We start from the raw sequence: 19288 nt of genomic DNA on the forward strand, positions 1-19288 counted from the left end.
TTTCAGCTTTTTAAGATCATTAGATATCATCAAGGAGCATCGTCATGAGAAAAATGTGGAGAAAGGCTTTCGGAACAGCGGCCCTGGCTTTAATGCTCTGCCTGACCGGGATGGTCATGTCCGGCACGACCTTTGCCCAGCAGTGCGTGGACAACGGAGATGGGACCGTGACGGATAACGGAACCGGCCTGATGTGGCAGAAAGCAACGGCTGGTCCAATGAACTGGGATGCGGCCATGAGTTATACTTCCGGCCTTTCATTGGCTGGACATTCTGACTGGGCATTGGCTGATGCAAATACACTAGTCAGATTGTATTCTTCGGCATGCAAGTCAATGCTAGAAGGGGCAGCAGATTCTTTATATTGGTCATACACCTCTACTGGTTCCGAAGCATTGACAGTCACCTTCAACAGCTCTGATACAATTTCTGTTGATAAATCCATCCGTCACCATGTTCGTGCCGCACGGCAAAATAATGATGGATACACAAAAGCGACTTGCAGACCGTGGTGTGTGTCGAATTAAATAATTTGGAATGAAGCGAAAAAAACAGATAGCCAGTCAATTTAGACATTTATCTGTTAAAAAACCTGTCACTGGATCAGTGATTAGCGGTTGCACCCCCGCCGCCTGTCCACCGATCCGTCCAGTCCAGAACGGTCCGATACCACAGTACGCTGTTCTGAGGCGACAGAACCCAGTGGTTCTCTTCGGGGAGATAGAGCAGTCTGGCGGGAATGTCGCGCAGCCTGGCCGCATTGAAGGCGCTGAATCCCTGGGATTCCGGAACCCGGTAGTCGCGTCCCCCGTGGATGACCAGGAGAGGCGCTGTCCAGTTCTGGACGAATCGGTGCGGAGACGCGGCATAGCTGCGTTGAACGCTGGGATTGTCCCTGTCCCAGAACGGCCCGCCAAATTCGGAGTTGACGAAAAAGATTTCTTCCGTCTCCAGGTACATTGATTCCAGGTTGAAAACACCGTCGTGGGCCACCAGCGCCTTGAAGCGGTTGTCGTGGTTCCCGGCAAGCCAAAAGACGGAAAACCCGCCAAAACTCGGCCCCACCGCGACCAGACGGTTGCTATCCACCCAAGGCTCTTTGCCAACGTCGTCGATGGCCGACAAGAGGTCCTGCATGGGCTGACCGCCCCAATCCCCCAGAATGGCTTCTTTCCACTGCTGCCCAAAGCCCGGAGCTCCCCTGCGATTGGGACCGACGACCACGTAGCCTCTCGCGGCCAGGGTCTGCAAATTCCAGCGGTAGGACCAGGAGTGGTCCACGGAAACCTCCGGCCCGCCGATGCAGTAGAGCATGGCGGGATAGGTTTTTTGAGGGTCGAAATCCGGCGGCAAGACGACCAGGACGAGCATCTCCTGGTTGTCAGTGGTTTTCACCCAGCGTTCCCGGACCTCGCCAAGGGCAAAGGACGACAAAAAATCGTCGTTGACGCGGGAGATGTTGAGCATCTCCTGATTGGCCGGATTCAGGAAGAAAACCTCTCCCGGTTTGGACAGGGTTGATTTGACCGCGACAATGGCGTTGCCCGCGCTGACCAGTTGGGAAAAGGTGTGTTTGCCCTCGGTCAGGGGGGCGATGTCGCGGCTGGCGGGATCAAGGCGGTAGATCTGGGTTGAAGCGTGGCGCAGGCTGGTTAAAAAGATGGCCTCGCCGTCCGTGGACCAGACAAACTCGCTGACGTCCTGATCAAGGCCTGTTGTCAGGTCAGTGATGCTCTCCGAAACCAGGTCCAGGACCAGCAGCCTGTTCTTGTCCGCTTCGTAGCCGTCCCGCTCCATGCTCAACCAGGCAATGCGCTTTCCGTCCGGAGAGAATTCCGGGTTGCCGTCGTACCCTGTTCCGGTGCTCAGGGTCCGGGTTTGGCCGGTATCCAGGCTGTGGAGCATGATCCGTGAATCCGTGGACAAGGCGTAGGCCTTGCCGTCGATGTTTCGGGCGGAATAGGCGAGGGATCTGCCGTCAGGACTCCAGGCAACCTGCTCCATGCCGCCGAAGGGTCTGAGCGGGGACTCCAGCCCCAACCCCCGCATGATGTCCACGTACTCCCCCAGTCCCGCATCGGAATACTTAGCCACATGGAGATGGCTGAACGACTCAATCCAGGTGTCCCAATGCCGATACATCAGTTCGTCCACGATCCTCGCGTGAGCCTTGTCCAGACCGGCGAACAGATTCTCATGCCCGGCCTCGGAAGGGACAGGGCCGGCAAAGACGATGTTTTCCTGTGTCGGCGAGTAGCTGAACCCTGTGACTTCGGCAGGGATGTCGGTGAGCCGCGTACGCCCTGAGCCGTTAGGATTCATTTCCCAGATTTGCCCTTGATGCAGGAAGCCGATCCGCGCCCCGTCGGGTCGCCATTCGCCCTGGCCGTCGTTGCCGTTGTTCTCAGGCGAGATGCGCCGCCTGTTGCTCCCATCCATATTGGCCACATAGAGGTGACTTTGGCCGATATTGCCCTCCAGGTCGAAGTGCTTGACCGAGAACAGCACCTGGGACCCGTCCGGGGAAATCCGGGGATCGGAAACCCGACCGATCTCCCAGAGGGCTTCCGGGGTGAGCAGGCTCGCGACCTTGCTGTTCTGTTTTGAATCCGCCGTTGCTGTGAATATGTTGAAAAAACAGAAAAATATGATAATTATCCCGACAAGCCCGAGGCGCGTATATCCGCCCGCGGTTGTTTCTTGATCATTCATCGTGTTGTTTCCTCCGTGGGGATATGTTGTCCGCGAGTTGGCCGTCCGGCATATTTTTTCAAGTTTGAATCCTTATGTACACAGCCTATTCTTGCCCAACTCACCCCAAACATCGGGATCAGCGCCAAGCACCAGCTGAGGCCGTGGCCATCCGCATACACTGGCCGTCGCCGATCTCCAAGCTCAACATTTGATCACAGTACGCCTCTCATTGCCCCACTCCCTGTTTCCTGATACTCACATCCAGACCATAAATCACACCACCCCGGCGTGTTCCACTAACGGCTGGGAACGCCTGGGCCGTTAAAAACCCGTACAGAACATATTGAGAATGAACAGCAAACGCACGCAAGTCTTCGCCCTTCTGGCTTGGCTTGCCGTCACGTTCGTCGCCGCGGCCGTGGGCGCCGGGGCTTCGATCAACGCCCAGTCGTTCTACACCCAGCTTGTCCAACCGGGATGGGCGCCGCCGGGGTTTGTGTTCGGGCCGGTCTGGACGGCGCTCTACACCTTGATGGGCCTCGCGGCATGGCTGGTCTGGCGTGAAGGAGGGCTCAAGAACATCCGGGCCGCCCTGGGTCTCTACCTTATCCAACTTGTCTGCAACGCGCTGTGGAGCTGGCTCTTTTTCGTCTGGAATCTTGGCCTGCTCTCATTTTTGGAGATCCTGTCGCTTCTAGCCCTGATCCTGGCCACGACAATGTCCTTTTGGCGAATCAAGCCTCTGGCCGGAGCACTGCTCATGCCCTACCTGCTCTGGGTGATCTTCGCCGCGTTCTTGAACTATTCGCTGTGGCGGATGAATCCTCAGGTTCTGGGATAAAAACTGACAGCCGCCTTGGGTTCAACTGAGCCTGCCACTGAGCCTGCCACATCATCCGTCTCTTTTCCGGTTCCAGGCGCTACACCATCATTACGTTTCGAGGGTGACCGGCTTCTCGTCGTCAACCATCCTACAAACAGGAATTGTCCATGTCTCCAGGCCACACACCAGACCAAGCATCTGACCACGCATTTGGCCAAGCATCTGACCAAGCATCTGGCCAAGCATCTGGCCAAGCCTCTGGGCGCTTCATGCGCGAGGCCATCAGGCTGTCCAGGGAAAGCGTCCGGCAAGGCGGCGGGCCGTTCGCGGCCGTGATCGTGAAGCACGGCGAGATCATCGCCCAAGCCTCCAACAGCGTCACCCTCGACAACGACCCGACGGCCCATGCCGAGATCAACGCCATCAGGCAGGCCTGTCGCGCCTTGAACACGTTTGACTTGTCAGGTTGCACGATCTTCACATCCAGCGAACCATGTCCCATGTGCCTGGGGGCGATTTATTGGGCCCGCCTGGAGAAAATCTACTACGGTAACACCAAAAAGGACGCGGCCGACATCGGCTTTGACGACGCCTTCATTTATCAGGAGTTGGACGCTCCTCCTGAAAAACGCGCCATTCCCATGGTCAACCTGTTGCCGGAAGAGGCCGGGAAGGCGTTTACGGAGTGGGAAGCCAAGGAAGACAAGGTCGAGTACTGACGGAGAAGCTCTAAGCCATTACCGGAATCATCATCCCAGGGCGGGCACGAAACCATCTTGATGGTGAACGACGAGCCCGAAATCCCGGAGTTGACCCAGGAGGCCGTGTGCGTGTGCGATGCCGATGGAGTAAACACCGATGCCGAAGTGGCCTTCCTGGAACGCCTGCGCTCAGCCCTGGGGCTGGATGCCCAGGCGTCAACGACCTTTGCCACGGAGGCAGCGGCCATTGCGGGCTCCTCCTTTGAGACGGAAAGCGAACCGGCCCCCCAGATCCCGCCAGTCTCAAAAGTCCCGCCAGTCCCACCAGTCCCACCAGTTTCCGGCAGGCCCGAGGCCCAAGTCAACGCCCCTGAGTTGGACAAGATGATTCTCAACACCGCCATCCTGAACGGCGCACTGGAACTCCTGCCCCAGTCCCTGGCCTCCATGGCGATTCTCCCGCTGCAGATGAAGATGGTTTACAAGGTGGGCAAGGCCTACGGCTTTGAGCTGGACCGGGGCCATATCAAGGATTAGATCGCGGGGTTGATCCGGGGGCAGTGAAGGTTTGTGGATTCAATAGAGAGTCAAGCCACGCTCACTCACCCAACACCTCGTCAAGCAAGGGCCGCAATACCGGCAACACAGCGGCCACGATGGCGTCCACACCGGCCTCGTTGGGGTGCAGGCCGTCGGGGAGGGTCAGATCCAGGTTGCCGGGAATGCCTGGGAGAAAGTCGGGCATCAGGGGCACCTGCTTTTCCCTGGCCAGTTCCTGATAGAGATTGTGGAACCGTGCGTCGTACTCGCCCTGGCCGGACAGCGAGCGGACGCCGGTCAGGAGCACCAGCGCACCGGCACCTTGGCATTTTTCGATGATCCGCGCCAGATTGGCCTTGATCTCTTCCACCGGCAACCCCGAATACCAGTCGTTGGTTCCGAACTCGACAATGACGAGGTCAGGGTTATGGGCAAGAAGGCGATCAATGCGGCGCAGGCCGTCATATGCCGTATCCCCGGACACGCCGCCGTCGATCACTCGGACATCCCTGCCTTCGTGATTCAGAATCTGTTCCAGCCGGGATGCAAAGGACGCTTCCGGCGCAAGGCCGTATCCTGTGGTCAGGCTGTCGCCCAGGGCCAGGATCGTGATCATGATTGAGCTCCATGGTTTCTACGAAAAATGAAAACCGTTGGGCAATGCCAACGGGCATTCACTGCTTATTCCAGCATTTCCCCGATACCTCGAAGTGTTGGAGACGAAAGGCAATCCTGCAAAAACAAAGGGGTTAAGCTTATGATTGCCGTGACTTCGCCTTGAAGGTTTGCTTCAAATTCCATGTCCAAACAACCATATCCGTAACTCCCAACATTTGTCGTCACCCATTGGCTCGGAGCAAACTCCGGCCAGTCCCAATCCTGGTCCAACTGGTACCCGAAGGTCTGATCGCCGCCGTTTGGCCGGTCGAAGCTTAGCTCATAACTGAGACTGGGGCCGCCAAGCCCAGAATGTCGAAAGCGGCAGGCCGTAAATGTTCTCTCCCAATGCAAGCGGGCGGTCTCCAAGATAGAAGAGGATGCCGACAACCTGCCATGTCCTGCCAGGCCCCAAGGTTTTGAACCAGCGCAGGTTTTTGATGTCATCCGCGTTCAATGTCGATGACGCCTTGACTTCCATGGCCACGAGCATCCGATCGCACTCGGCCAGCAGATCCACTTCCCGGCCTTCCTGGTTGCGCCAGTGCCAGAGCCGCCAGTCGCGGGCCAGATAAGGCAGGTTTTTTACCAGTTCATTGTGGACATAGGTTTCCAGAAGATGACCCAGTGCAGTCTGATCCCCTGTCGGTCCAAACGAGGTGGAAGAAAATCCCCTGATGGCGGCGGCAACCCCGGTATCAAGAAGGTGTACCTTGGGACGTTTAATTTCCCGACCCGCCGCTCCGGATGCCCAGGCACCCAGTCGCTGCGCAAACGACAAGCGGGTCAGGACATCAAGATATTGTTCCACCGTGTTGCGCTGGACACCGACCGCTGAGCATAACCGCTCAATGGAAAATTCCTCAGCGGTTCGGGAGGCAAGCTGATCAATCAGCCGACGCAAGGCGTCGGTTTTGCGGACTTTGAGAACATCGGCCACATCACGATCAACAAGAGCATCAATGGCATCACGGTATCGTTTGTTGCGAGGCCGGTCGGGCAGGTCGCGAATCTCGGGATAACCGCCTTGGACAATCAGGTCGATGTACGCTTGACGTCCGGCGGATGGGATGTCCGGAAGCGTGGCCAGGGATGGGTTTTCAGCTGCCCAGTCCAGAATCCTGGCCGGACCGTAGCGGAAAGCCTCGGCAGCGCTCAGCGGATGCAACATCAACGTGGAAACCCGCCCGGCCAGGGAATCGGTCACATGTGCGGCGGCGAAGACGTTGGACGATCCGGTCAGGAGAAACTGCCCCTTCTGGCGACGTTCGTCCACAATGCGCTTGATGGCCAGTGCCAGCGCTCGGGATCGCTGCGCCTCGTCGATGACCACGGGTGCGTCTTTGGCGTTCGCCGTCAAAGCCGTCAGTTGGCCATAAGGATCGGTTTCCATCGCGGCGAGGACGCCGGTATCGTCAAGGCTCACAAAGTGGCTTGAGCCGAGCAGATCCCTCACCAATGTGGTCTTGCCCACCTGACGCGGACCTATGACGTTCACGACCCGCGTTGATCGGAGCGCACTCTCCACCTCGCCGCACAGATGTCTCGGAAGTAATTGCTCAGACATTCATTGTAATCTTATTTGGTTATGAGGGATGCTTCAGAAAAGGTCTGGACTTGGGCACAGGCGGCCACTGGTAGTGATGGCGGATCGTCCTTGTCTTCCTTGGATAATGACGAGACGCCTTCAGTCCCAGCAATGCGCATCTTGGAATGACAATCAATGACGAAACCGCCCCAGTTTTTCCAACGATTTGGCATGAACGTTCCGGAAAATTTGTAATAGCTTCCCCGGCAAAGTGTCAACAGTTAAGCCGTCAAATTACCAATAGTACACGATTCGGAGGATTGCTCAACACCGGCTCTACGATTGAATCCCTTCAGGATTAGTATCTACTCAGCACAATTTTACGTCCGCTCTTGTTCCGGCAATCGGGGTCGGGGTCGGTATCGGAATCGAAACAGGAAAAATTATGAACGCTTCCCAGCGTTTTCGATCCCGATCCCGATTCCGACCCCGACAACAGCATTGCTTTCATCCTTCGTCTTCCCCTCCCTAGCCAGAAAGATCGCCGCGCGGTCGCCTGTCCGCCCTTGATGCCAGTCACGTTTTCGGGAAGAATGCGAAGCGGGCGGCCTTGAAGCGAAAATGGCGGACCGTTCGAGGTCGCCATGGGCTTTGATGACGCCTTTATTTTTCTGGAGTTGAACACTCCTCCTGAAAAACGAGCCATTTCCATGATCAACCTGTTGCCGGAAGAGGCCTTCACTCATTGGGAAATCAAGAACGACAAGATCGAGTACTAACGGAGAAAGCACCGGAATCGGAGTTTGTGCATCCCGCGGGCAAGAACCCGCTCCGTCCCCAGAAAACCTACAGCCCCCAACTTTGCCGGAGGCCGCATGACCTGGAGTCGCCCCTCTGAACCAGACCCCGACCAACCAACATTTCCTGACGCCCAGGACATCCTGGCGAACGCGCCCATCGGCATCTCCATGTCCACGCCGGAAGGCCGCTTCATCTCGGCCAATCCGGCCATGGCCATGATGCTCGGCTATGCTAGCCCGGAAGAACTGATCGCGTCCATTACGGATATCGCCGCTCAAATCCATGCCGACCCGCGGGACCGGGATTCGTTGCTTCGTCTTCTGGAGGACAAGGACGAGGCGGCCAACCAGGAGTGCCGATTTCGCCGCAAAGACGGGACGTTCTTCTGGGTGTTCCAAAATGTCCGCACCGTCAAGAATGGGAATGGACGGATCGTCGCCTGCCAGGAGTTCACCCAGGACATCACCGCGCGGAAACAGGCGGAAGAAGCGCTGCGGGAGGAGGTCGTCCGGCGTCGCATCCTTGTTGATCAGTCAAGAGACGGGATCGTGGTTCTGAACGAGGATGGGAGCGTTTACGAAGCCAACAAAAGATATGCTGAAACGCTGGGCTACTCCCCGGAAGAGGTCCGGCGACTCCACGTTTGGGATTGGGAGATCAACTGGGGCCGCGAACAGCTTCTCGAAATGTTCCGAAAAGTCGACGAAGAAGGGGATCACTTTGAAACACGCCACCGACGCAAGGACGGCACGTTTTATGACGTTGAAATCAGCACCAACGGAGCCGTGATCGGAGGGCGAAAACTTATTTTCTGCGTTTGTCGCGACATCACCGAGCGTAAGCGAGCCGAGGCGGCGCTGCATCATTCACGCGACTTGCTGAACTACATCGTGGAGCACATGCGCAGCGCCGTCGCCGTCCACGACCGGGATTTGAGATACATTTACGTAAGTCAGCGCTATCTCCAGGAATACGGGGTTCAAGAAACAGACGTCATCGGAAGGCATCACTACGAAGTGTTTCCCGACCTGCCGCAAAAATGGAGAAAAGTTCACCAAAGGGCGTTTGCCGGAGAAGTGTCCAGCGCCGAGGACGACCCATACCATCGCTCTGACGGCAGCGTGGAGTGGACTCGCTGGGAGTGTCGGCCCTGGTATGAACAGGATGGCTCGGTTGGGGGGATAGTCGTGTATACCGAGGTCGTCACGGAGCGCATAATGGCGGAGCAAGCCCTTCGTCTGGCCAAGGAGCAAGCCGAAGCCGCCAACAAAGCCAAGAGCGAATTCCTGGCCAACATGAGCCATGAAATCCGCACTCCCATCAACGGAATCATGGGCATGATGCAGCTTTTGGAGACCACTTCCCTGGATGTCGACCAAAGACAGTATGTCCAGCTATGCACAGCCTCGGCGGAGCGGTTGACCAGGCTGCTGTCGGACATCCTGGATCTTTCCAGGGTCGAGGCGGGCAAGATGACGATCCATGAGGCCGAATTCATGGTCCGGGAGCTTGCCGATTCCGTTTCCGGCCTTTTCACCTTCAATGCCAGAACCAAGGGAGTGGAACTCGATTGCAGCATCGACCCCGCCTTACCACCCAAGCTTGTCGGAGACGAGGCGCGAGTCAGACAGATTCTCTTCAACCTGGTCGGCAACGCCCTGAAATTCACCGACAAGGGACATATCCGTGTTGCAATGACTTCGTTGGAATCCGACATGAATGACAGCGTCAATGTGCTGCTCACCATCGCGGATACCGGCATCGGTATTCCGGGAGACAAGGTGAAAGACCTCTTTGAACCGTTCTTTCAGGTCGAGGAATCGCACACGCGCAATTTTCAGGGCGCTGGCCTTGGCCTGCCGATAGTCAAGCACCTTGTGGAACTGATGGGCGGGAAAATTTCCGTGACCAGCACGCTCGGCGAAGGAACCGCAGTAAATGTGCTTCTGCCCTTCAAACTTCCCAAGGGCGAAGGCGTCCTTGACCAACACGAATCGAAGCGACTTACGGAGAGCGGGCTGAAACTACGTATTCTCCTGGCCGAAGACGAACCGTCCAATGCCCTGCCGATCATGAAACTGTTGGAAAAGGCCGGATACGCCGTGATCCTGGCCGAGGACGGCCGCCAGGCACTGGATCTGCTCGCGGCCCACGACGTCGATGTGATCCTGATGGATATCCAGATGCCGGTAATGAACGGACTGGAAGTAACGCGAGAGATCAGGAGGTTGGAACAAGAAAGAGGGAATCAGGAGTTGAAGGATGGAGATCAGGCGATGAACGTCAAAGAGCGAAGCTCCGACCTTCAGTTCTCAGGTTTCAGCCCTCAACCCTCCTACCGGCGTATGCCGATCATCGCGCTGACCGCCTACGCCATGCTCGGAGACCGGGAGAAGTTCCTGGAAGCGGGGATGAACGATTATTTGGCCAAGCCGGTCAGGATGGAAGATTTGGAGAAAGTTTTGGAACGGGCTGTCGGGCAGAGTGACGGACGGACCTCATGAAGCGCCCCACGCCGCGGCCCCAACCGGAATTCCTGCCCATGAGCCGTGCGGAAATGGACGCCTTGGGGTGGGACGAGTTGGACGTGCTGCTGGTCAGCGGGGATGCTTACGTCGACCATCCGGCCTTCGGTGTTCCGCTTTTAGGCCGGTGGCTGGTAGCCCACGGCTTTCGGGTGGGGATCGTGGCCCAGCCGCGCTGGGATACGTTGGATGACGTCCAGCGATTGGGACGTCCCCGGCTTTTCGCCGGGGTCGGGGCCGGGGCGCTGGACTCCATGCTGGCCCACTACACCGCGTTTCGCAAGCTCCGCCGGGACGACGCCTATACCCCTGGAGGGAGCGCCGGAGCCCGGCCGAACAGGGCGTGCATCGTCTACGCCAATCTGCTGCACCGGGCCTTTCCCGGGCTGTTCGTGGCCCTGGGCGGCATCGAAGCCTCCCTGCGGCGCATCGCCCATTACGACTTCTGGACGGACAAGGTCCGCCGCTCCATCCTCCTGGACAGCAAGGCCGACCTGCTGCTGTACGGCATGGCCGAACGCGGCATTCTGGAGCTGGCCCAGCGCCTAGATCAGAACCTGGACCAAAACCTGGGCCAGACCGCCGATCCAGGCTCCACGCCCGCCCAACTCTCCGTCGGCCCTTCAGTCAGCCTGGACATTGAGACCCTGCTCCAGATTCCCGGCGCGGCCTTTGTCTGCCGCCCGGAAGAACTGCCTCCGCTCCCTTCCACCCTGGAACTGCCTTCCCACGAAACCATCCTGGCCTCCCCGGACGCCCTGCTCCAGGCCACCGCGCTGCTGGAAGAGCATGTCCACCAGGGCAAGGATACGGCCCTGCACCGGATCGGAGACCGACTCCTGGTGCTCACTCCCCCGGCCGCCCCGCTCACGGAAACGGAAATGGACGCGCTCTACGACCTGCCCTTCGCCCGCCGCGCCCATCCGTCCTATACCAAGCCGATTCCCGCCGCGGAAATGATCGCCTCCAGCGTCACCACCCATCGCGGCTGCGGAGGCGGCTGCTCGTTCTGTTCCCTGGCCCTGCACCAAGGCCGACGGATCAGCTCCCGGAGCAAACGCTCCATTCTGGAAGAAATTGCGCGGATGAGCGCCGCGCCGAATTGGAAGGGGGTGATCAGCGACGTGGGCGGCCCCAGCGCGAACATGTGGCGGGCCGTTTGCGCCCTCGAAAAAACAGAAATAGAGGGAAAAGAAGCTGGAAAGAAAGGGCCGGACGGAAAACCCGGCCCCTGTCGTCGGGCCAGTTGTCTGCATCCGACGATCTGCCGTCATTTCCGCGTTGACCAGCAGGCGACTTTGGCCATGCTCGAGGATGTCAGCCGCTTGCCGAAGGTGCGCCACGTGCGGGTGGCCAGCGGGGTGCGCTTCGACCTGCTTTTGCAAGACCCGCAAGCCGCTGAGCATCTGATCCGCCGGTTCGTGGGGGGCCAGCTCAAGCTGGCCCCGGAACACGCCTCCGACAAGGTGCTCCACCTGATGCGCAAGCCCGGCTTCAGCGTGTTCGAGCAGTTTCTGAGCCTGTTTCAGCGCCAGTCCGCCCAGGCGGACAAACAGCAATTCGTCGTCCCCTACCTGATGAGCGCCTTCCCCGGATGCACGGCCCAGGACATGGCCACCCTGGCCGACTGGCTGCGCCGCAAAGGCTGGCGGCCGCAACAGGTCCAATGCTTCGTGCCGACCCCCGGCACCATGGCCACGGCCATGTACCACGCCGGAAAGGACCCACGGGGCAACCCACTGTTCGTGGCCCGCACCGACGCCCAGCGTCAGGCCCAACACCGAATGCTGGTCGAACCCCAATCACGATCCGGACCGCGAAAACCGAAAAAGCAAGGTGACGGAAGAAGCGGCTGAGCACCAAGCCTCTTCACCCTTCATCCCCCTGCTTCACCATCCGCGAAAACTCCGCCCCGTCCAGAACCGTCAGCCCCAGCTCACGGGCTTTCGTCAGCTTGGCCCCGGGCTCGGCTCCGGCGACGACAAAATCCACCTTCTTGGAAATCGCCCCGACCACCGTTCCCCCGGCCTGTTCCACCAGCTTCTGGGCCCGGGTTCGAGACATGTCGGGCAGGGTTCCGGTAAACAGAACCCGTTTGCCGACGAACGGGGAATCCGGTTTTCGGGCCGCTCTCTCCTGATCCCCGGCGCTCGGCCAAAGCCCCAGCTCCCGCAGTTCCTCCAGAAGCCGCTGATTGTCCGGGTTGGTGAAAAAGCCGTGGATGGAGGCGTCCACCTCCGGTCCGATATCCGGGAGCCGTTGCAGCGTTTCCCGGTCCGCCCGGCCCAGGGCGTCCAGGTCCGGGAAATGGTCCGCCAGGACCCGGGCGGTCTGCGCACCCACATGGCGGATGCCCAGGGCGCGGATCAGCGTCGCCAGATCCGCCCGGTCCCGGGCCTGGGCGATGGCGGCGATGATGTTTCCGGCAAGCTTGGGCCCCATCCGATCCAGGGTCAGCAAGTGTTCTTCCCGGAGCCGGAAGATGTCCGCCGGAGTGTGGATCAGGCCCTTGTCCACCAGGATCTCCACCCATTTTCGGCCCAGGCCCTCCACATCCAGCCCGGCCTTGGACACGAAGTAGGCCAGGCTTTCCCGCAACAGCGCCGGGCAGGCCAGGTTCTGGCAGCGCCAGGCCGCCTCCCCGGGCAGGCGTACCGCCGGGGTGGCGCAGGCCGGGCAGACATGGGGAAAGAAGAACGCATGCTCCCCTCCGGTGCGCTCTTCCACCACCGGGCCGACCACCTCGGGGATCACGTCCCCGGCCCGCTGGACCACGACCATGTCGCCAAGCCTCAAGTCCTTGGACCGGATTTCGTCCTCATTGTGCAGGGTGGCCCGGGACACCGTGACCCCGGACAAGGCCACGGGCTCCAGCACGGCCACCGGCGTCAGAACCCCGGTCCGGCCAACCTGGACCTGAATGTCCAGCAATCGGGTCACGGCCTGGCCGGCCGGGAACTTCCAGGCCAAGGCCCAGCGCGGAGCCCTGGCCGTGGCCCCCAGGCGGCGCTGCTGTTCCAAATCGTTGACCTTGGCCACCACCCCGTCGATTTCGTAGGCCAGGGTGTCCCGGAGCCGGGCCACGTCGGCGTAGTGGCGCTCCACGTCCGTCGGGTCGGAGCAGAGCCCGGAATGTTCCGGAACGGAAAATCCCAAAGCCCGCAAGCCGTCCAGAATCTCTTTTTGCGTCGCCCAACCTTGTGCGCCCTCAGGCCACTCCACCAGGCCCACGCCATAGGCGTAAAAGCGAAGAGGACGCTCAGCGGTGATCCTCGGGTCCAGCTGGCGCACCGAACCGGCAGCGGCGTTGCGCGGATTGGCGAAGGTTTTGCGCCCGGCATCGGCCTGTTCCCGGTTCAGTCGGGCAAAGTCCTCGTGGCGCATGACCACTTCACCACGCACTTCCAAAAGACTTGGAACGGCCCCCTGGGCGTCAAGCCGCAGCGGCAGATTGCGCACCGTTCGCAGGTTCATGCTGACATCCTCGCCCGTGACGCCGTCGCCCCGGGTTCCGGCCCGAAGGAAGCGCCCTTGCTCGTACACCACTTCCACGGCCAATCCGTCCAGCTTGGGATCCGCCCAAAAGGCCAAGGCTTCTCCAGGCAGCGCCTTGCCCAGACGAGCCACGAACGCTCGCCATTCCTCCAGGGCAAAGGCGTTGTCCAGGCTGTACATGGGCAGGGAATGGGCAAAAGGCCGGAAAGCCCGCGACGCCTCCCCGCCGACGCGCTTTGTGGGCGAATCCGGGTCCGCCAGCTCGGGATGCCGCTCTTCCAGGGTCCGGAGTTCCCGGAACAGCGCATCGTATTCCGCGTCGCCGATCTCCGGATCGTCCAGCACGTAATACCGATGATCATGGTAGCGAATCAACGCGGCGAGTTCGTGCATCCGCTTGCCGGGGTCGTGATCAGATGGCCTCACAGTCGATCCTCGTCAATGAAAGTGTTTTGGGCTTGGCGCAGAATCCCGACATGGTCCGGGCCCAGACGGGCCGCAAGATATTCCCGTTCCCGGCGTGCGGCAATCTCAAGAAATCCGGGCACGTCCCTGGCCGCGGAGTGGTACACGTGGCGCATTCGGACCTGATGGTCCACGACCACCGGCCACCCCGCCCGGGAAGCCCGCAGGGAAAACCACAGGTCCACGCCGTAGCCGCGGGGATTATCCGTGCAATCCAGCCCACCCAAGGCTTGCCAGCACTCCAGGCTGATCAAAGGGGCCACCCCGTCCAGCACGGTGGCGCGGCGATAAGCCCGGGCCGTATCGGCGATCATCTGGGGATGATACGGATGGTGCTCGAATGCCGGAGAATAGATGCCCACCGGGCCGATGGTCCGCTCCAAACGGAGCATCCGTTGCCAGGCCCGTTCCAAAAAGGGTGGGTTGGAAATGAAAAAGGCGTCGTTGTTCAAAAACCAGACATGGGACCATCCGCTTTCCCGGCCCAGCAGCAGGACGTACTCCAGGGCCCCGGCCCAGAACAGGTTTGCGTCCAAGCGCCGCCAAGCTTGCGGATAGGGCTCCGGAGCATGATTGTCCAAAACCATGATCCGCTCCCGCCAACCAGGGTCGCTGCTAAGCAACTGACGATGCAAACGCCGGGTCACCTCGGGGCGTCCGTAATGCAGGATGACGACGACGGGCTGCTTGTCGGCACACGAAGCAGCGTCCGACCTCAAGCTGGATTCGCTTTCTTTATGCTGGTCGTCTTGACAGAAATCGACGGAGATCATTACGTTCTCTTGCATGTATGCGATCACACAATTCAACGAATTGGAATCCAAAATGCCCCCTGAACGTCTGGCTCGGGCGGACTTGAAGGCCAAGGAAATTCTGACGGAAATGCTCATGGCCGAGATTAGAAGGCAGACCGGCTTGACGCAAAAAGAACTCTGCTCGGCGCTTACGGACAATCAATGTACTCCTGAAGCTGAAGCCCGGGAGGAAATCGGGATCAGTACGCTCCGGCGCATCGTCGAGGCCCTTGGGGGACAGCTTGAGTTGATCGCCCACCTCCCCAAAGGCGCCGTCCATCTCCTGCCGACTGAACGACACTCCCCCAGGAGCATGGCTGAAGTCGGATAACGGACGACTCTCGTCCGTCCTCGCCCTCCCGCACTTGCACATCAACTCCCCCCATCTCCATCCAGCATCTTGCGCCGCAACAGGGCCACTTCGTCGCGCAGGGCCGCGGCGCGTTCGAATTCCAGTTCCTTGGCCGCGACGCGCATCTCCCGTTCCAGGCTTTTGATCCGGCGGGCCATGTCCTTGGGGGAGAGGTTTGCGTCGCCGTATTTGCCCCCGGCTTCGCGCAGGGTCGCGGATTGGTCCTTGTCCCTGGCCTCGGCGTAGATGTGACCGAGGATGTTGTCCATGCCCTTGATGATCGTGGTCGGGACGATGTCGTGGGCCGCGTTGAACTCCTGCTGGACCTGGCGACGGCGGGCGGTTTCCTCCATGGCCTCGGCCATGGAGCGCGTGACCTTGTCCGCGTAGAGAATCACCCGGCCCTGGACGTTGCGGGCGGCCCGGCCAAATGTCTGGATCAGGGAGCGGAACGAGCGCAAAAAACCTTCCTTGTCCGCGTCCAGGATGGCCACCAGGGAGACTTCGGGCAGGTCCAGCCCCTCCCGGAGCAGGTTGATGCCCACCAGCACGGTGAATTCTCCCTTGCGCAAAGCCTGGATGATGGCCACCCGTTCCAGGGTGTCGATGTCCGAATGCATGTACCGGGCGCTCATGCCCATGTTTTGCAGGTACTCGGTCAGATCCTCGGCCATCCGCTTGGTCAGGGTGGTCACCAGAACCCGTTCCCCCCTTTGTTCGCGCAGCTTGCACTCGGCCAGCAGGTCGTCCATCTGCCCCCGCACCGGACGGACCTCCACCTCCGGGTCCACCAGTCCGGTGGGGCGAATGATCTGCTCCACCACCGTGCCGTTGCTTTGTTCCAGTTCAAAGGGGCCGGGAGTGGCCGAGACATAGACCACCTGCCCCACCCGTTCCCAGAACTCCTGGATGCTCAGCGGCCGGTTGTCCAGGGCCGAAGGAAGACGAAAGCCGAAGTCCACCAGGGTTTTCTTGCGGGACTGGTCGCCGTGGTACATGCCGCCGACCTGGGGCACGGTGATGTGGGATTCATCCAGGAACAGCAGAAAATCCGAGGGAAAGTAGTCCAGCAAACAGGCCGGAGGCTGTCCGGCCCGGCGGCCGTCCAGATGCCGGGAGTAGTTTTCGATCCCGGTGCAGTAGCCCAGTTCTTCGATCATCTCCAGGTCCAGCATGGTCCGCTGCTCCAGACGCTGGGCCTCCACCAGCTTGTTTTCGGCCTTGAGCAGGCGCAGCCGCTCCCCGAGTTCGTCCCGGATATCCGCCATGGCTCGCAGCAGGTTCTCCTTGTCCGAGACATAGTGGCTGGCCGGAAAGATCACCGTCTTCTGGATTTGGCAATGGGTTTCCCCTGTCAGAGGGTCGATCTCGTGGATGGTCTCCAACTCGTCGCCGAAAAACTCCAACCGTAAGGCCCGCTCGTGGCTGTAGGCCGGGATGATGTCCAGGCTGTCGCCCCGGACCCGAAAGGTGCCCCGGTGGAAGTCGATGTCGTTGCGCTCGTAGAGCACCTCCACCAAGCGGCCCAGCAGGTCGTCCATGGAGAGCCGTTGCCCGGCCTCGATGGGAATGACCATCTTGGCGTAGTATTCCGGCGATCCCAGGCCGTAGATGCAGGACACCGAGGCCACGATGAGCACGTCCCGACGGGTGAGCAGGGCATGGGTCGCGGCATGACGCAGCTTGTCGATCTCCTCGTTGATGGAGGAGTCCTTCTCAATGTAGGTGTCGCTGTGCGGCAGGTAGGCTTCGGGCTGGTAATAGTCGTAATAACTGACGAAATACTCAACGGCGTTATTGGGGAACAGCTCCTTGAACTCATTGAAGAGCTGCGCGGCCAGGGTCTTGTTCGGGGCCATGACCAGGGCCGGACGCCCCAGCCGGGCAACGACCTGGGCCATGGTAAAGGTCTTGCCCGATCCGGTCACGCCCAGCAGAACCTGATGCGTTTCACCGGACCGAACCCCGGCCACCAGGGCGTCGATGGCCTGGGGCTGGTCGCCTTGGGGCTTGTATGGACTGATCAGTTCAAACGGAGTTGTGGGCAAAGGGCCGGAAGAGGTCGTCATTGCGGTACGTGGCGTCGGATGATAGGAAAAAATGTTGGATTCACGTTCATTATCAACCCAACGGCGAGTCGACTCGTGAACCAAATGGACGGTCGCAGTCTAGAGATTTCCACTTGGGCTGTCATCATATGCCAATTATCCTTCGGTAATGCGGTATTCGCTTGAAACAATGCAGTTATCGGGGGCGGAATCGGTATCGGCATCGGGATCGATACTGTTTGTTCGCCATAACCTTGATTCGACCCCGATTCCGATTCCGACCCCGATATCGAAAGAGAAGCTTTGAACCAGAAACGGCATTTCCCGGCTAAACCTTATTGCACTCATGTTATGAGAGGAACCACATGGAACTGAACATTCTCTGTCCTGAAAAAGAACCGTCTGTCCCCCGGGCTCACGTGATGACCATGGCCATCAAGAGCTTCAAAGGGCGACGCAACGTCGAAGTTCATCTGTACCGGGCCGGCTGGAAGCCCGAAGAGTTGGACGCCTATGACTGGGACCACCTCTTGGGCGAACCGATGCAGGCGGACACTCCGATTCCTCATGAAAACAGCAAAAAAGTCCTCCTGGAGGCCTTCACCGCCGAGGAGCGGGATCAATTGGTCGCCTACCTGCAACACCGTTACGGGGAAAAGCTGGCCTCCATCTCGGCCTGCGCCCTGGACTTCCCCATCCCCAAGGGGCTGGCCGCCCTGTCCGACGTTCCCGAAGGCAAAAGCGTGGGCCGGATTCGCCTGGAAACCGTCCCCCAGTTCACCCTGCCCTTCCCGGTCCATGGCCTGTACGACCTCGGTCAGCATGAACCGCTGATGGAGGCCAACGGACGGGAAGCCGCCTGAAAAATGTAGGGGCGGACCTGTGTGTCCGCCCTGGTGTAGGCCGTCATCCCGTGATGGGCGCACACATAGGTGCGCCCATCCTCCCCATCATCAAGCCTCCGTCCACCGGCCAAAAATGGTCGGCTGGATCGTGGCCTCTTCCAGGATGGCCATGAACTGCCAACGGCGGATCTCCTTGGCCCCAAAGCGTTGCATGTGCGCCGTGGTCTGCTGACAATCCAACAGCCGGAAATCCCAGCGTCGCAATCGCTGAACAAGATGGACCAGGGCGACCTTGGACGCGTTGGGACGCAGGTGAAACATGGATTCGCCGAAAAAAACGCGGCCCAGGGCCACGCCGTACAGTCCGCCGACCAGTTCCCCGTCCTCCCAGACCTCCACGGAATGCGCCAGTCCGACCTCATGCAACAGGGTGTAGGCCAGCTGCATTTCCGGCACCAGCCATGTTCCCGGGCCATCCGGCCTGGAAGCGACGGCGCAGTGGCCGATCACCTCGGAAAATGCCCGGTCAAAGGAAACCTGAAATGGTTCCCTGCGCAAAACCTTGCGCAGGCTGCGGGAGACGTGCAGTTCTTCCGGAAACAACACCAGGCGCGGATCCGGCGACCACCAAAGAATCGGCGAGTTGGGCCCGTACCAGGGGAAGATGCCCTTGCTGTAGGCATGTAGCAACCGTTCCGGGGACAAATCCCCGCCCACGGCCAGCAACCCGTCCGGTTCGGCTTGTTCCACCGGAGGGAAAATGATCTGAGGATGCAGTGCATGGACGGGCATGGTGGAAAAGGGGGTAACTACTCAGTACATTTTGTGTCCGATCTTGCTCCGGCAATCGGTGTCGGGGTCGGTATCGGGATCGGAATCGGAACAGGAAGAATTTAGAACGCATCCCAGCGTTTTCGATCCCGATCCCGATTCCGACACCGGCAACAGAATTACTCTGTGCTGAGTAGTTACGAAAAGGGAAGAGCCTGGGGCGATTAGCGGGAAAGGTTTCGCCTCAAT

Annotated in this window: 17 protein-coding genes; 9 read left to right on the top strand and 8 right to left on the bottom strand. The window is 59.8% G+C overall.

The genetic code is table 11. From position 1 onward, the window contains the following. The first annotated feature begins 44 nt into the window (after window positions 1–44). Window positions 45–527, top strand: a complete 483-nt coding sequence (locus AC559A_RS08980; protein WP_498817587.1) for an Lcl C-terminal domain-containing protein — start codon at window positions 45–47, stop codon at window positions 525–527. Between the two features lie 76 nt (window positions 528–603). Here the strand turns inward: AC559A_RS08980 and AC559A_RS08985 are convergent, their stop codons facing one another. After that, the gene (locus AC559A_RS08985; RefSeq protein ID WP_498817589.1) at window positions 604–2712 is read right to left on the bottom strand and encodes a dipeptidyl-peptidase 5; all 2109 of its coding nucleotides are present in this window, start codon (window positions 2710–2712) and stop codon (window positions 604–606) included. 331 nt (window positions 2713–3043) lie between these two features. Here AC559A_RS08985 and AC559A_RS08990 point away from each other — a divergent pair, with 331 nt between their 5' ends. The 3 genes from AC559A_RS08990 to AC559A_RS09000 all read left to right on the top strand — a co-directional run bounded on the left by AC559A_RS08990 (window position 3044) and on the right by AC559A_RS09000 (window position 4755). Beyond that, window positions 3044–3535 (top strand): TspO/MBR family protein, encoded by a 492-nt coding sequence (locus AC559A_RS08990; protein ID WP_035261369.1) that lies wholly within the window; start codon window positions 3044–3046, stop codon window positions 3533–3535. Between the two features lie 251 nt (window positions 3536–3786). After that, complete coding sequence (locus AC559A_RS08995) at window positions 3787–4236, top strand: nucleoside deaminase (RefSeq protein WP_028571579.1); 450 nt, start codon at window positions 3787–3789, stop codon at window positions 4234–4236. 60 nt (window positions 4237–4296) lie between these two features. Continuing rightward, a complete protein-coding gene (locus AC559A_RS09000; protein ID WP_498817591.1) occupies window positions 4297–4755 on the top strand; it encodes a hypothetical protein in 459 nt (152 codons plus the stop codon). A 61-nt stretch (window positions 4756–4816) separates the two neighbouring features. On the opposite strand, the gene AC559A_RS09005 is transcribed toward AC559A_RS09000, so the two are convergent. The 3 genes from AC559A_RS09005 to AC559A_RS09015 all read right to left on the bottom strand — a co-directional run bounded on the left by AC559A_RS09005 (window position 4817) and on the right by AC559A_RS09015 (window position 6982). Next, window positions 4817–5374 carry an arylesterase gene (locus AC559A_RS09005; protein WP_498817593.1) on the bottom strand — a complete coding sequence of 186 codons (558 nt, stop codon included), beginning with the start codon at window positions 5372–5374 and terminating at the stop codon, window positions 4817–4819. Between the two features lie 65 nt (window positions 5375–5439). Further along, window positions 5440–5805 (bottom strand): DUF4087 domain-containing protein, encoded by a 366-nt coding sequence (locus AC559A_RS09010; RefSeq protein ID WP_498817595.1) that lies wholly within the window; start codon window positions 5803–5805, stop codon window positions 5440–5442. Then, on the bottom strand, window positions 5696–6982 hold the full coding sequence (locus AC559A_RS09015; protein WP_028571591.1) for an ATP-binding protein: 1287 nt from the start codon (window positions 6980–6982) through the stop codon (window positions 5696–5698). Before AC559A_RS09015 ends, AC559A_RS09010 begins: the two co-directional genes overlap by 110 nt. 605 nt (window positions 6983–7587) lie before the next feature. Here AC559A_RS09015 and AC559A_RS09020 point away from each other — a divergent pair. The 3 genes from AC559A_RS09020 (at window position 7588) to AC559A_RS09030 (ending at window position 12125) form a co-directional block, all read left to right on the top strand. Next, entirely contained in the window at window positions 7588–7722 is a 135-nt protein-coding gene (locus tag AC559A_RS09020) for a hypothetical protein (RefSeq protein ID WP_498817597.1), read from the top strand. Window positions 7723–7818: 96 nt separating this feature from the next. Next, window positions 7819–10248 carry a PAS domain S-box protein gene (locus AC559A_RS09025; protein WP_498817599.1) on the top strand — a complete coding sequence of 810 codons (2430 nt, stop codon included), beginning with the start codon at window positions 7819–7821 and terminating at the stop codon, window positions 10246–10248. Next, entirely contained in the window at window positions 10245–12125 is a 1881-nt protein-coding gene (locus AC559A_RS09030) for a YgiQ family radical SAM protein (protein WP_498817600.1), read from the top strand. Before AC559A_RS09025 ends, AC559A_RS09030 begins: the two co-directional genes overlap by 4 nt. Before the next feature lie 13 nt (window positions 12126–12138). On the opposite strand, the gene ligA is transcribed toward AC559A_RS09030, so the two are convergent. Continuing rightward, a complete protein-coding gene (gene ligA, locus AC559A_RS09035; protein WP_498817602.1) occupies window positions 12139–14190 on the bottom strand; it encodes an NAD-dependent DNA ligase LigA in 2052 nt (683 codons plus the stop codon). Continuing rightward, window positions 14187–15002 carry a glycosyltransferase family protein gene (locus AC559A_RS09040; protein WP_498817604.1) on the bottom strand — a complete coding sequence of 272 codons (816 nt, stop codon included), beginning with the start codon at window positions 15000–15002 and terminating at the stop codon, window positions 14187–14189. Before AC559A_RS09040 ends, ligA begins: the two co-directional genes overlap by 4 nt. A 52-nt stretch (window positions 15003–15054) precedes the next feature. Here AC559A_RS09040 and AC559A_RS09045 point away from each other — a divergent pair, with 52 nt between their 5' ends. Continuing rightward, a complete protein-coding gene (locus AC559A_RS09045) occupies window positions 15055–15354 on the top strand; it encodes a hypothetical protein (protein ID WP_498817606.1) in 300 nt (99 codons plus the stop codon). A 41-nt stretch (window positions 15355–15395) separates the two neighbouring features. Here the strand turns inward: AC559A_RS09045 and uvrB are convergent, their stop codons facing one another. Then, entirely contained in the window at window positions 15396–17423 is a 2028-nt protein-coding gene (gene uvrB / locus AC559A_RS09050) for an excinuclease ABC subunit UvrB (protein ID WP_498817717.1), read from the bottom strand. 365 nt (window positions 17424–17788) lie between these two features. Between uvrB and AC559A_RS09055 the strand changes: the two genes are divergently transcribed. Continuing rightward, window positions 17789–18286: a hypothetical protein gene (locus tag AC559A_RS09055; RefSeq protein WP_028571595.1), complete on the top strand. Its 498-nt coding sequence runs from the start codon at window positions 17789–17791 to the stop codon at window positions 18284–18286. A gap of 90 nt (window positions 18287–18376) precedes the next feature. On the opposite strand, the gene aat is transcribed toward AC559A_RS09055, so the two are convergent. Beyond that, entirely contained in the window at window positions 18377–19060 is a 684-nt protein-coding gene (gene aat, locus AC559A_RS09060; protein ID WP_498817608.1) for a leucyl/phenylalanyl-tRNA--protein transferase, read from the bottom strand. Between the last annotated feature and the right edge of the window lie 228 nt (window positions 19061–19288).

The sequence above is a fragment of the Desulfonatronum zhilinae genome (genome assembly GCF_900182865.1).
Lineage (GTDB): Bacteria > Desulfobacterota > Desulfovibrionia > Desulfovibrionales > Desulfonatronaceae > Desulfonatronum > Desulfonatronum lacustre.

What these genes read in the sequence shown, in the direction of transcription:
- AC559A_RS08980 (WP_498817587.1), top strand. Translation starts at nt 45, where the DNA reads ATGAGAAAAATGTGGAGAAAGGCTTTCGGAACAGCGGCCCTGGCTTTA.
- AC559A_RS08985 (WP_498817589.1), bottom strand. Translation starts at nt 2,712, where the DNA reads ATGAATGATCAAGAAACAACCGCGGGCGGATATACGCGCCTCGGGCTT.
- AC559A_RS08990 (WP_035261369.1), top strand. Translation starts at nt 3,044, where the DNA reads ATGAACAGCAAACGCACGCAAGTCTTCGCCCTTCTGGCTTGGCTTGCC.
- AC559A_RS08995 (WP_028571579.1), top strand. Translation starts at nt 3,787, where the DNA reads ATGCGCGAGGCCATCAGGCTGTCCAGGGAAAGCGTCCGGCAAGGCGGC.
- AC559A_RS09000 (WP_498817591.1), top strand. Translation starts at nt 4,297, where the DNA reads ATGGTGAACGACGAGCCCGAAATCCCGGAGTTGACCCAGGAGGCCGTG.
- AC559A_RS09005 (WP_498817593.1), bottom strand. Translation starts at nt 5,374, where the DNA reads ATGATCACGATCCTGGCCCTGGGCGACAGCCTGACCACAGGATACGGC.
- AC559A_RS09015 (WP_028571591.1), bottom strand. Translation starts at nt 6,982, where the DNA reads ATGTCTGAGCAATTACTTCCGAGACATCTGTGCGGCGAGGTGGAGAGT.
- AC559A_RS09020 (WP_498817597.1), top strand. Translation starts at nt 7,588, where the DNA reads ATGGGCTTTGATGACGCCTTTATTTTTCTGGAGTTGAACACTCCTCCT.
- AC559A_RS09025 (WP_498817599.1), top strand. Translation starts at nt 7,819, where the DNA reads ATGACCTGGAGTCGCCCCTCTGAACCAGACCCCGACCAACCAACATTT.
- AC559A_RS09030 (WP_498817600.1), top strand. Translation starts at nt 10,245, where the DNA reads ATGAAGCGCCCCACGCCGCGGCCCCAACCGGAATTCCTGCCCATGAGC.
- AC559A_RS09040 (WP_498817604.1), bottom strand. Translation starts at nt 15,002, where the DNA reads ATGATCTCCGTCGATTTCTGTCAAGACGACCAGCATAAAGAAAGCGAA.
- AC559A_RS09045 (WP_498817606.1), top strand. Translation starts at nt 15,055, where the DNA reads ATGCCCCCTGAACGTCTGGCTCGGGCGGACTTGAAGGCCAAGGAAATT.
- AC559A_RS09055 (WP_028571595.1), top strand. Translation starts at nt 17,789, where the DNA reads ATGGAACTGAACATTCTCTGTCCTGAAAAAGAACCGTCTGTCCCCCGG.
- aat (WP_498817608.1), bottom strand. Translation starts at nt 19,060, where the DNA reads ATGCCCGTCCATGCACTGCATCCTCAGATCATTTTCCCTCCGGTGGAA.